Source organism: Curtobacterium sp. A7_M15 (assembly GCF_030705415.1).
Taxonomy (GTDB): Bacteria; Actinomycetota; Actinomycetes; order Actinomycetales; family Microbacteriaceae; genus Curtobacterium.
The window spans coordinates 19,060-30,706 of the sequence record NZ_JAUZED010000036.1; the positions used below are offsets into that span (position 1 = coordinate 19,060).

General features: G+C 71.6%; 10 protein-coding genes. 6 read left to right on the top strand and 4 right to left on the bottom strand.

Annotation, left to right across the window (positions count from 1 at the left end):
* Positions 1 to 55 precede the first annotated feature (55 nt).
* Positions 56 to 1,495: a cation:dicarboxylate symporter family transporter gene (locus Q7F20_RS08720; protein WP_305739718.1), complete on the bottom strand. Its 1,440-nt coding sequence runs from the start codon at positions 1,493 to 1,495 to the stop codon at positions 56 to 58.
* Positions 1,496 to 1,684: 189 nt separating this feature from the next.
* Here Q7F20_RS08720 and Q7F20_RS08725 point away from each other — a divergent pair, with 189 nt between their 5' ends.
* The 6 genes from Q7F20_RS08725 (at position 1,685) to Q7F20_RS08750 (ending at position 9,633) form a co-directional block, all read left to right on the top strand.
* Positions 1,685 to 3,382 carry an ATP-binding protein gene (locus tag Q7F20_RS08725; protein ID WP_305739719.1) on the top strand — a complete coding sequence of 566 codons (1,698 nt, stop codon included), beginning with the start codon at positions 1,685 to 1,687 and terminating at the stop codon, positions 3,380 to 3,382.
* Positions 3,379 to 4,059, top strand: a complete 681-nt coding sequence (locus tag Q7F20_RS08730; protein ID WP_305739720.1) for a response regulator — start codon at positions 3,379 to 3,381, stop codon at positions 4,057 to 4,059. The genes Q7F20_RS08725 and Q7F20_RS08730 overlap by 4 nt, the downstream gene beginning before the upstream one ends.
* A gap of 222 nt (positions 4,060 to 4,281) precedes the next feature.
* Positions 4,282 to 5,949, top strand: a complete 1,668-nt coding sequence (locus Q7F20_RS08735; protein ID WP_305739721.1) for an ABC transporter substrate-binding protein — start codon at positions 4,282 to 4,284, stop codon at positions 5,947 to 5,949.
* Positions 5,946 to 7,703 (top strand): dipeptide ABC transporter ATP-binding protein, encoded by a 1,758-nt coding sequence (locus tag Q7F20_RS08740; RefSeq protein ID WP_305739722.1) that lies wholly within the window; start codon positions 5,946 to 5,948, stop codon positions 7,701 to 7,703. The genes Q7F20_RS08735 and Q7F20_RS08740 overlap by 4 nt, the downstream gene beginning before the upstream one ends.
* A complete protein-coding gene (locus Q7F20_RS08745) occupies positions 7,700 to 8,638 on the top strand; it encodes an ABC transporter permease (protein WP_305739723.1) in 939 nt (312 codons plus the stop codon). Before Q7F20_RS08740 ends, Q7F20_RS08745 begins: the two co-directional genes overlap by 4 nt.
* The gene (locus tag Q7F20_RS08750; RefSeq protein WP_305739724.1) at positions 8,635 to 9,633 is read left to right on the top strand and encodes an ABC transporter permease; all 999 of its coding nucleotides are present in this window, start codon (positions 8,635 to 8,637) and stop codon (positions 9,631 to 9,633) included. The genes Q7F20_RS08745 and Q7F20_RS08750 overlap by 4 nt, the downstream gene beginning before the upstream one ends.
* 80 nt (positions 9,634 to 9,713) lie before the next feature.
* On the opposite strand, the gene Q7F20_RS08755 is transcribed toward Q7F20_RS08750, so the two are convergent.
* From Q7F20_RS08755 to Q7F20_RS08765, 3 genes are all read right to left on the bottom strand, one after another.
* A complete protein-coding gene (locus Q7F20_RS08755) occupies positions 9,714 to 9,950 on the bottom strand; it encodes a hypothetical protein (RefSeq protein WP_305739725.1) in 237 nt (78 codons plus the stop codon).
* A 111-nt stretch (positions 9,951 to 10,061) separates the two neighbouring features.
* A complete protein-coding gene (locus tag Q7F20_RS08760) occupies positions 10,062 to 10,577 on the bottom strand; it encodes a hypothetical protein (protein WP_305739726.1) in 516 nt (171 codons plus the stop codon).
* Between the two features lie 59 nt (positions 10,578 to 10,636).
* Positions 10,637 to 11,593 (bottom strand): squalene cyclase, encoded by a 957-nt coding sequence (locus Q7F20_RS08765; protein ID WP_305739727.1) that lies wholly within the window; start codon positions 11,591 to 11,593, stop codon positions 10,637 to 10,639.
* Between the last annotated feature and the right edge of the window lie 54 nt (positions 11,594 to 11,647).

An 11,647-nucleotide genomic window follows, 5' to 3' on the forward strand; every position in this document is an offset into this window, starting at 1 on the left:
CGATGTCGACGTGGACGTCGGCGTGCGCGGGCTCGTCGGCGTCCTCGCCGACGGGTCAGCGGCGCTCGGCGCGGGCCGCGTGGTCCTCGTCCGCCCCGACGATCGTCCGGACGGCCTCGGTCGAGATCCGCTCGTCGCCGGTGCCTCCGGTCGTGACGGGAGCACCGTGGTCGTCGGCGGACATCGTGCGCTCGTCGAACGGCGCGGCCCCGGAGAGCACCCGCTCGACCTGGTCCTTGTCGACCTCCCGGGTCCAGGTGCCGACGAGCAGGGTCGCCACGGCGTTGCCGGTGAAGTTGGTCAGGGCGCGTGCCTCGGACATGAACCGGTCGATGCCGACGATCAGGCCGACGCCGTTGACGAGGTCCGGACGGTGCGCCTGCAGTCCGCCGGCGAGCGTGGCCAGGCCGGCGCCGGTCACCCCGGCGGCACCCTTCGACGCGATGATCATGAAGACCAGGAGCGAGATCTGCTCTCCGATGTTGAGTGGGGTGCCGAGTGCGTTCGCGATGAACAACGAGGACATCGTCAGGTAGATCGCGGTGCCGTCGAGGTTGAACGAGTAGCCGGTCGGGACGGTGACGCCGACGACGGGCTTGGAGACGCCCAGGTGCTCCATCTTCGCGATCAGGCGGGGGAGGCTGACCTCGCTGGACGACGTCGACACGATGAGCAGGTACTCCCGGCCGAGGTACTTCATCACGCGGAAGACGTTGATGCCGGTGACGATCCGCAGCAGCGTGCCGAGCACGCCGACGATGAACACCGCGCACGTGATGTAGAAGGCGACCATGAGCGTGCCGAGGGCGACGAGCGCTGAGACGCCGGTCGCGCCGACCACCGCGGCGATCGCGCCGAAGGCACCGACCGGGGCGACCCACATGATCATCGCGAGCACCCGGAACACGAGCGCTTGGACGTGCCGGATGCCGGTGAGGATCGGGGTGCCCTTCGACCCCATCGCCTGCAGGGCGAAGCCGACCAGCAGGGCGACGAACAGGGTCTGCAGGATGCTGCCGCTGGTGAGCGAGGACACGAGCGTCGCCGGGATGATGCTGAGCAGGAACCCACTCGTGGAGGAGGTGTCCTCCGTGGCCGCCCCCGATGCAGGCGGCTCGTAGGTGGCGTTCGACAGGTCCAGGTGGTCGCCGGGGTGGATCAGGTTGCCGACGACCAGGCCGATCGCGAGTGCGAAGGTGGACATGGCGATGAAGTAGCCCAGCGCCAGGCCCCCGACCTTGCCGACCGTCGCGGCCTTGGCGATCGAGCCGACCCCGAGGACGATCGTGCAGAAGATCACCGGAGCGATCATCATCCGGATCAGGGCGATGAACCCGTCGCCGATCGGCTTCAGTCCGACGGCGAAGGCGGGTGCGGTGAGCCCGACGACGACGCCGGCGAGGACGGCCGCGACGACGGCGATGTAGAGCCAGTGGGACCGGTCGATGCCGCGGCGCCGTGGTGTGCGGGGCTGGGACGTGCGCAGTGAGGCCATGAGACTTCCTTGTCGTCAGGACCGGGGCGCCTTCGCTCCGGTCGGCTCGTGCTGGGGGAGCACGGCCCCACCCTCGTGCACCTCGGGACGGTCGTCGGACTTGCGTTCATAGCGTTCACGGCTCCGCAGCGGGATCGCGTCCGGTGCGTCAGAATGGTGCTCCCGCAACGACGCGAGGAGGGTCGACCAGTGGCACCGAGACGATGGAGCATCGCCAGACGGCTCTTCGCGCTGCAGCTCCTGTTCGTCGTCGTCGGCGTCGCGGTCGGCGGACTCTGGAGCTGGCGGTCGGCGCGGGCAGACCTCGAGTCCACCGCGGCCGAGAAGTCCACCGCCGTGGCGGTCTCCGTGGCCCGCAACCCGTTCGTCGTCGACCAGGTGACCGGTCCGGACCCGTCCCGCGAACTCGAGCCGTACGCGCTCGACCTGATGCGCAGGACGCACACGGACTTCATCACGATCATGGCGCCCGACCGCACCCGGTTCACGCATCCCGACCGGTCCGAGATCGGCCGACCGTTCCTCGGCACGACGGCTCCGGCCCTGGCCGGGAGGACATTCTCGGAGACCTACGCCGGCACCCTCGGGCCGTCGGTGCGCGCAGTGACGCCGATCACCGATGACGACGGACGGGTCGTCGGCCTCGTCGCCGCGGGGGTGACGGTCGCGAACATCTCGGACGCACTCGTCCCGCGACTGGTCGGGGTCGTCGGGCTGGCCGCCGCGATCGTGGCGGTGTCGGCGCTCTTCACGTGGCTGCTCAGCCGCTACCTCGACCGCGTCACGGCGGGACGCGGACCCGAGGAGCTCGCCCGGGTGTTCGCGTCGTACTCGGGTGTGCTGCACTCCGTGCACGAGGGCCTCGTGGTGGTGGACCGGACCGGCGCCGTGGTCCTGCACAACGACCGCGCCGCCGAACTGCTGCACCTGTCTGCACCTGCCGACCACCAGGAGCCGATCCCCGTCGACGTGCTCGACGTCCCCGAGGGGCTGCGAGCGCTGCTCCGATCGGGTGACCGGGCGGTGGACGAAGTGCACGAGACGGCCGACCGGGTCCTGATCGTCAACCAGGAGCTGGCGTTCGCACGGACGTCGACGAAGCCGCTCGGCACGGTGACGACGATCCGCGACCAGACCGAACTGCTGCACCTGTCGGGGGAGCTCGCGGCGACACGGACCCTCACCGACGCGCTCCGGTCGCAGACCCACGAGTTCGCGAACCGCATGCACGCCGTGGTGGCGCTGATGGAGCTCGGCCGGGTGGACGAAGCGATCCGGTTCGCGTCGGACGAGATCGACCGGGCAGCGGACCCGACCGCCGTCGGGTCCCGGGCGACCGAGGTCGCGGACGCCGAGGCGGCGGCTCCGAGGGCCGGGGACCCGGGCTCCGCGGGTACGACCGGATCCCCGCGCGAGGTGGTCGTCGCCCTGCTCCGCGGCAAGCAGGCCCAAGCCCGCGAGCACGGCGTCGACCTCGTCGTCGACACCGCGCGCCTCGCCGACCACGTGCCGGTCGACCAGCGGGACGTGGTGACCGTGCTCGGCAACCTCGTCGACAACGCCGTCGACGCCGTCACCGAGGCACGCGGGCCCGGCGGCGGCGGCGAGCGGGACACGGTGCGGCTCCCGCTCGTCCGGGTGACCGTCGAGAGCACCGACGGCAGGATCCGCGTGGTCGTCTCGGACAACGGGTCCGGGATCGTCGACGTCGAGTCCGCCTACCGCCGCGGGTGGTCGACGAAGACGGCCGGTCCCGAGGGGCGCGGCCTCGGGCTGTACCTGGTGCGGTCGACGGTCGCCCGCACCGGCGGCTCGGTCGGCGTCGACACCGGACCCGACGGCACCACGTTCACGGTCGAGCTCGAGACGCGCGGAGCCCACGTGTGACCGAAGCGATCCGTGTCCTCATCGTCGAGGACGAGCCCCTCACCGCCGAAGCGCACACCGCCTACGTCCATCGACTGGACGGGTTCGTCGTCGTGGCGACGGCCGGGGACGGGCGGGAGACCCTCGCCGCGGTCGCCGCACACGCGCCGGATCTCGTGCTGCTCGACTTCAACCTGCCGGACGCCCACGGTCTGCAGCTGGTCCGCGCGCTCCGCGCTGCCGGGTCCACGGTGGACGTGATCGCGGTCACGGCGGCGCACGACGCGCGCGGTGTCCGGAGCGCCATCGCCCTCGGGGTCGTGCAGTACCTCGTGAAGCCGTTCAGCTACCGGACCTTCGCCGATCGGCTCACCACGTACCGCGAGTTCCGCCGCGGGTTCGACGACCGACGCACCCTGACCCAGGCGGACATCGACCAGAGCCTCGGTTCGCTCCGTCCGACGGGGCAGCCGGAGCTCGCCAAGGGCATCGCGCGCGAGACGCTGCAGGCCGTCCGCGACGTGCTGGTGCAGGCCGACGGCGGGGTCTCCGCCACCGAGGCCGCGTCGGTCACCGGCACGTCGCGGGTCACCGCACGTCGGTACCTGGAACACCTCGTCGACGCCGGCCAGGCGCACAAGGACGTCCGGTACAGCGGTCCGGGGCGGCCGGAGTACGAGTACCACTGGACCCGATGACGCCACGTGACGCCCGTGACGCCCGGAACCGCGCATCGGGAATGCCGTCGCGCCCGGGCGGACTTGCACCGTTACGTCGTGCGTCGTCCAGCGCACGCGAGATTCGGACGGGCGCCCCGCCGGATGTCAGGATGGACGACGCCCGGTGGCCCGACCCGGGACACCCCGACGACCACCCCACGGTCGTCCGACACCACCTTCCCCACGAGGAGCACCCCCGTCATGAGACGCCCGAAGCGCCTGACCATCACCGCGGCGGTCGCCGCAGCCGCAGCCCTGGTCCTCACCGGCTGCTCGGGCGGAGGCGCCTCGGACGACGCGACGAGCGGCACGGCCAAGGGCGGCACGCTCAACATCCTCACGACGGCCACCGCGGTGCACCTCGACCCGGCGACGAGCCAGAACCTCAACATCACGACGCTCGGCCTCGTCCTGCGTCGTCTCACCGCGTGGGACGTGGAGCCCGGCAAGACGGCCAAGGTCGTCCCCGACCTCGCGACGAACACCGGCGACTCGAGCGACGGCGGCAAGACCTGGACCTACCACCTCAAGAAGGGGCTGAAGTTCCAGGACGGCACCGAGATCACCACGAAGGACATCAAGTGGGGCATCGAGCGCTCGTTCGCGCCGACGCTCACCGGTGGTCTGAGCTACCACAAGTCGCTCCTCGTCGGCGGTGACAGCTACAAGGGTCCGTTCGACGGCAAGACCCTCGACAGCATCGAGACCCCGGACGACTCGACGATCGTCTTCAAGCTCAACGCCGCGTACGGCGACTGGCCGTGGATCGTGTCGATGCCCGCGTTCGCTCCGGTCCCCGAGGGCGACGGCACCGACACCGGAGCCTACGACGCGAAGCCGGTCGCCTCCGGCCCCTACGAGGTGCAGTCGAACACGCAGGGCTCGCAGATCACCCTCGTGCGGAACAAGGAGTGGAGCGCGAAGACCGACGACGTCCGCACGGCCGGCCCGTCGAAGGTCGTGTTCAAGGAGAGCCAGGACCCGTCGACCGTCACCCAGACGCTCATCGCTGACAACGGCGACGCCAAGGACTCCTTCGGCGCGACGTACCTCGGTGCGGCCGAGCTGAACCAGGTCCGCTCGAACCCCTCGGCGCAGGACCGCCTCGCCACCTCGAAGGCTGGTCCGATCAACTACGTCGCGATCAACACGCAGAAGGGCTCGCTCAAGGAGCTCAAGGTCCGGCAGGCGCTGCAGTACGCCGTCGACAAGAAGTCGTACCGGATCGCCGCAGGTGGTGCCCTCGCCGGCTCCTACGCGACGACGCTCATCACTCCCGGCATCGCGGGACGCCAGCAGTACGACCTGTACGAGCCCGGCGCCACCGGTGACGTGGCCAAGGCGAAGAAGCTCCTGCAGGAAGCGGGTGTCTCGGACCTGAAGCTGACCCTGGTCACGCAGAACGACTCGGCGAACCTGGCCGAGGCGCAGGCGATCCAGGCCGGCCTGAAGCGGGCGGGCATCACCGTGACGCTCAAGCCGCTCGACGCGGACTCGTTCTACACGGCGACGACGGACGGCGACGACTTCGACCTCGCGATGTTCAGCTGGCAGCCGGACTTCCCGAGCGCGAACGCCAACATCCAGCCGCTGTACGACTCGTCGCAGATCGGCGGGGGCGGGTACAACGTCTCGAAGTACAGCAACCCCGAGGTCGACGCCCTCATCAAGGAGGCGACGGGCACCACGGACCAGCAGGACGCCCAGAAGCTGTGGGCCGAGGCGGACAAGAAGATCATGGCCGACGCCCCGATCGTGCCGCTGACCTACGCGAAGCAGTCCTTCCTGGCCGGTTCGAACGTGCAGAACTTCCAGATCGCGGACTTCCCGGCGTACCCGAACTACCTCAAGGTCTCGCTCGCCAAGTGAGCGCACCGCTGCTCGAGGTCGAGGGGCTCCGCGTCGCGTTCGGCGACGCGGAGCCCGTCGTCCGTGACGTCTCCTTCACCCTCACGCCCGGCCGCGTCCTCGCCTTGGTCGGCGAATCCGGGTCGGGCAAGTCCGTCAGCGCGATGAGCGTGCTCGGTCTGCTCCCGCCGGAGGCCCGCGTCACCGGCAGCATCCGCTACCGGGGCGCCGAGCTCGTCGGGGCCTCCGACGACGATCTCCGGGCGGTCCGCGGCGCCGGCATCGGCGTCGTGTTCCAGGAGCCGATGAACTCCTTCACGCCCGTGCTCCCGATCGGGACGCAGATCGCCGAGGCGATCACGGCGCACCCGACCGACCTCGACCGCCGCGGTGTGTCCGCGAGGACCGACGAGCTCCTCCGTTCGGCCGGGCTCTCCGACCCGGGGCACATCCGGAAGGCGTACCCGCACGAGCTCTCCGGCGGCCAGCTCCAGCGTGCGATGATCGCGATGGCGCTCGCCGGTGACCCGGTCGCCCTCATCGCCGATGAACCGACCACCGCCCTGGACGTCACCGTGCAGGCGGGCATCCTCGACCTGCTCCGGACACTCGGTCGCGAGCGCGACCTCGCCGTGCTGCTCATCACGCACGACATGGGTGTGGTGGCGGACGTCGCCGACGAGGTGCTCGTGATGCGTCGGGGCGACCCGGTCGAGCACGGGACCGTGGCCGAGGTCTTCGCACACCCGACCGCCGAGTACACGCGCACCCTCCTCGCGGCGGTACCGGCCCTGGGCCCCCTCGGGCCGGTTCCGGCGCGCCGCGGAGCCAGCGGAGCGGCGGGACGGCCGAGTCCGCGGGGAGAGGCGCGACCCACCTCCGCGCCGCACGGTGCGGACGGTGAGGCGGGTGCGTCCACCGCGCCGGCCGGCGGGACGGAGACGAGCCGCGCCTCCCGGCCCCTCGTCGCGCAGCGGCGCGACGTCTCGGTGCGGTACGCGCGCCGCGGTGAACCGACCGTGTCCGGCATCAGCCTCGGACTCCGCGCGGGCGAGACCCTCGGACTCGTGGGGGAGTCGGGGTCCGGCAAGTCCACCATCGGGCGTGCGCTCGCCGGCCTCGTGCCGGTCGTCGCCGGGTCCGTCGAGGTGGACGGCAGCGACCTCCGCACCGCTCGCGGTGCGCGGCTGCGCGAGCTCCGCAGCCGGGTGGGCATCGTCTTCCAGGACCCGGCGTCGTCGCTCAACCCGCGACAGACCATCGGCTGGAGCATCGCCGAGCCGCTCCTCGTGCACGGGGCCGCCTCGGCGGCGGACCGCGCCGAGCGGGTCCGCGAGCTGCTCGTGGCGGTGCAGCTCGACCCGTCGTGGGCCGAGCGCTTCCCGCACCAGCTCTCCGGCGGACAGCGGCAGCGCGTCGCGGTCGCCCGGGCCCTCGCACTCCGGCCGGCCCTCGTGATCGCCGACGAACCCACCTCGGCGCTGGACGTCACCGTGCAGGCCGCCGTCCTCGACCTGCTCGCGGTGCTGCAGCAGGACTTCGGGTTCGGCATGCTCCTCATCAGCCACGACCTCGCCGTCGTGCGGCAGCTCGCCGACGAGGTGGTCGTGCTGCACGACGGTCGCGTGGTCGAACGCGGCACGACGGACGCCGTGCTCGACGACCCGCAGCAGGACTACACGCGCATGCTCCTCGCGGCGGCGCCCGTCGCCGACCCGGTGCGACAGGCGGCCCGCCGCGAGGCCTGGCGTGCGTGGGAAGGGGTGGCCTCGTGACCGCCAACGTTGTCGACCGTCCGGTCGCGGCAGCCGCGAACCGGAGCACCGGCTTCCGCGCCGTCGTCCGCCGGGTGCGTCAGGACCGTTGGGCCGTCGCCTCCGCGGTCGTCATCGTGGTGTTCGTCGTGGTCGCGCTCGCGGCACCGCTCATCGCCGCGGTGACCGGCCAGGACCCCTACGGGTACCACATCGATGCGCTCAACTCGTTCGGCGCCCCCCGCGGCATCGGCGGAGGGATCAGCGGCGAGCACTGGTTCGGGGTCGAGCCGCTGACCGGGCGGGACCTGTTCGCGATCGTGACCTACGGCGCCCGCACCTCGCTGGGCATCGGCATCGCTGCGACGATCGTCTCGATCGTCATCGGCGTGCTCGTCGGCGTGACCACCGGCTTCTTCGGTGGCTGGTACGACCGCGTGCTCTCGCGCGTGGTCGACGTCATCTTCGGCTTCCCGTCGCTCGTCTTCATGATCGCCCTGACCGCGATCGTGCCGACGTCGTTCCCGAAGCCCGTGCTGGTCGTCCTCGTCATCGGCTTCTTCGGGTGGCCGTCCGTCGCCCGTGTCGTGCGCGGGCAGACGCTGTCCCTCGTCACCCGGAACTACGTCGTCGCCTCGACCGCGATGGGCGCCGGCCGCTGGCACGTCATCCGGACGCAGCTCCTGCCGAACCTCGCCGCGACGATCACCGTGTACGCCACGATCTCCATCCCGTCGATGATCGGTGCCGAGGCCGCGCTGTCGTTCCTCGCCGTCGGCGTCACCCCGCCGACACCCTCGTGGGGCCGGAGCATCGGCGACGCGATCGGCTGGGTGCAGACCGACCCGATGTACCTGCTGTTCCCCGGCCTGGCGCTGTTCCTGATCACCCTGGCGTTCAACGTGCTCGGTGACGCCCTGCGCGACGCCCTCGACCCGCGGAGGAGCAACCGGTGAGCACCTTCCGCTTCATCGCCGTCCGCGTGCTCGGCGCGGCGGTGGTCCTGCTCGTCGTGGCCGCGATCACGTACGCCCTGTTCATGCTGCTGCCGACGAACCCGGCGCGGGCGATCTGCGACAAGCCCTGCACGCCCGACCGGCTCCGCGAGGTGCAGGCCTTCCTCGGGACCGACAAGCCCTGGATCGCACAGTTCGGGGCCTACCTCGCGGGCATCTTCACCGGGCGGACGTTCGGCTCGGGTGCCTCGGTCATCCACTGCGCGGCGCCCTGCTTCGGGTACTCGTTCCAGCTCCACGACAGCGTCACGAACCTCATCCTCACGCGTCTGCCCGTCACGGCGTCGATCGCCGTGGGGGCCGCCGTGCTCTGGCTCGTCGCCGGGGTGACCGGCGGGGCGCTGTCGGCACTGCGACGAGGGACCTACGTCGACCGCACGGTGATGACGATCGCGGTCGCCGGGGTGTCCGCTCCGTCGTACCTCGTCGGGCTGCTGGCGATCCTGCTGTTCGGGTTCGTCCTCGGCGTCCTGCCCACCAGCGGCTACGTCGCCTTCGGGGACGATCCGGTCGGCTGGTTCACGCACCTTGTGCTGCCGTGGTGCGTCCTCGCGTTCATCAGTGCGGCGATCTACGCCCGGCTGACCCGGGGCGAGATGCTCGAGTCGATGTCGCAGGACTTCGTCCGGACGGCCCGTGCGAAGGGCCTCCGCGAGCGTCAGGTCGTCGTGCGGCACGGGCTGCGGACGGCGATCCTGCCCGTGGTGACGCTGTTCGGGCTCGACCTCGGGTCGCTGCTCGGCGGTGCCGTCATCACCGAGAAGGTCTTCTCGATGCAGGGGCTCGGGGCGCTGCTCATCGACGCGGTGCACACGCTCGACCTGCAGGTCGTCGTCGGGTTCACGCTGTTCTCGGCGCTGCTCATCGTCACCGCGAACGTGATCGTCGACGTCGTGTACGCGTTCGTGGACCCGCGGGTGCGGCGCCGGGCGTAGGCCGCGTGCCTCGCACGGAGCGAGGTCAGGCGGGCCGGGCTCCGTCCCACCACAGCAGCACCCGAGCGAGTCGATCGGGCTCAGCCGTCGACCGGCTTCGCGGGCCGTGTGGCCCGGACGATCTGCCAGACCGCGACGGCGACGGTGGCGGCCCCGGTGGCCCCAGCGATCCACGTTCCGGCGACCCCGAGCACGGGCCCGGTCTCGCAGGAGCTCGTGCCCTCGCCGGGAGCGGCATCGGAGCAGCTGGTCACCTGGACCAGGACCAACCACAGCACCGTCACTGCCACGATGACGGCGACCGTGCTCCACCCCACCACTCGCTCAACGACTCGCTCCGTCCCCGACGTCATCAGTGAGCAACAGGCTTGCACGGTCCGGGCGGCCTGTCGGTCTCGATCGCGCAACAGGACACGGCCGTCGAGCCGTCAGCCGGTACGCCTCCGCTGTCTCGAGACGACGACGATCGTGCCGGTGGCCGTCGCTGCCGCGACGACCGCGAGTCCGACCCAGTCGGGCAACGGCAGCAGCGCCGAGAACACCGGACCGAGCAGCGGTGCGGCAGCGAACGTCCCGGTCACGATCGCGGTCAGGACCACGACCGCCGTGACGGCCCCGATGACGGTCGGTGGTCGACGGCGCAGGAACCAGTCGGGCAGCCCGGCGATGGCTCCGGCAACGAGGCCGAAGACGAACGCGCCCACCACCCCGAAGGCGAGCACAGGGATCATCATGACGAGGAAGGGCAGCCCGGTGAGCGACTGCTCGACGACCATGCCCACGAGCGTCCAGAGGACCGGGACGGCGACGACGGCGATCGAGCCCGCCCACGCCGTCGTCAGCGGCAGGACGGACAGGAGCGTCGCGCGCGTGGCAGCGACCTCGCTGATCGTCGCGTCCTCGTCGGGCGCGGTGTCGCCGCTGCTCGTCAGGTCCTCCGGCACGGCCGCAACCCTACGGCCCATCGCTGGACACGGCCGATCCGTGCCGATGGGTCCGGGTCTCAGGCCCCGTCCCACCACCGCAGCACGCGCGTGCCCACGAGCGTGAGCCAGCGGGACGGTTCGCCGGCCGGGACGTCCACCTCGAACCACTGCCGACCCGGCGGGCGCTCGCCCTGCAGCCAGCGTCCGTCGGTACCACGTGCGCCGCGGATCACCCCGATCGCCTCCGCGGCTCGGGGGTCCGGTGCAGCCTCGTCCCGGAGCGCCGCAGCCCGGAGGTGGTCGGTCGCGCGGAGCACGGCGTACTTCCAGCGGAACGGGTACGCGAACTCCGTGGCCCAGGGGCCGACGAGCTCGCCGTCGGACTTCCGGTGCAGCAGCCGTCGCTCGAGCAGGTACTCCGCTCCACGGTGGCGGGCGTCGCGGAGCTCGGCTGCGCGCGGATGCCGTCCGCCGGTCAGTCGCTCGTGCTCGAGCAGGCCGTCCAGCACGTTGAGGGTGGAGTGGAACGAGGACACCGTGGCGCCCTCGACCCACTCGCAGTTCCATCCACCGTCCGGTTGCTGGTGCTCGAGCATCCAGTCGGTGAGCCCGTCGACGTCGGCACCGAGCCACACGCCGTTCGCGAGGGTGAAGGCGTTGATGCAGCAGTCGACCTCGCCGCCCCAGTACGGCAGGTCGTCGTACTCCCACCGGCTGTTCGCGTCGAGGCGCGCGGCGGTGTCGCCGAGGACCGCCGCGTCGAGACCCCACTCGCGCAGGGCGTTCAGCGACCACGTCGTCGCGGTGTACGGCTGGCCGGGCCCCTCGGGCTCGGGTCCGGCGGGGAAGTACGCGCCACCGGCCCACTGCCCGTCGGGGTCCTGGCGGGCGAGGAGCGCCGCGCCGAAGCCCTCGGTCGCGACCCGGGCGCGCGTGGCCTGCCAGGTCGACGCCGGTGCGCCGACGAGGTCCCGCTCCACCTGCCACCGCAGGGCCGGGTCCGAGTCGAGGAGCCAGTCGACCACCGTGTCCATGGCGCGGAGACTACTCCGCCGGGGCGCGCGGGCGCCGCCGGCCGAGCCGGCGCC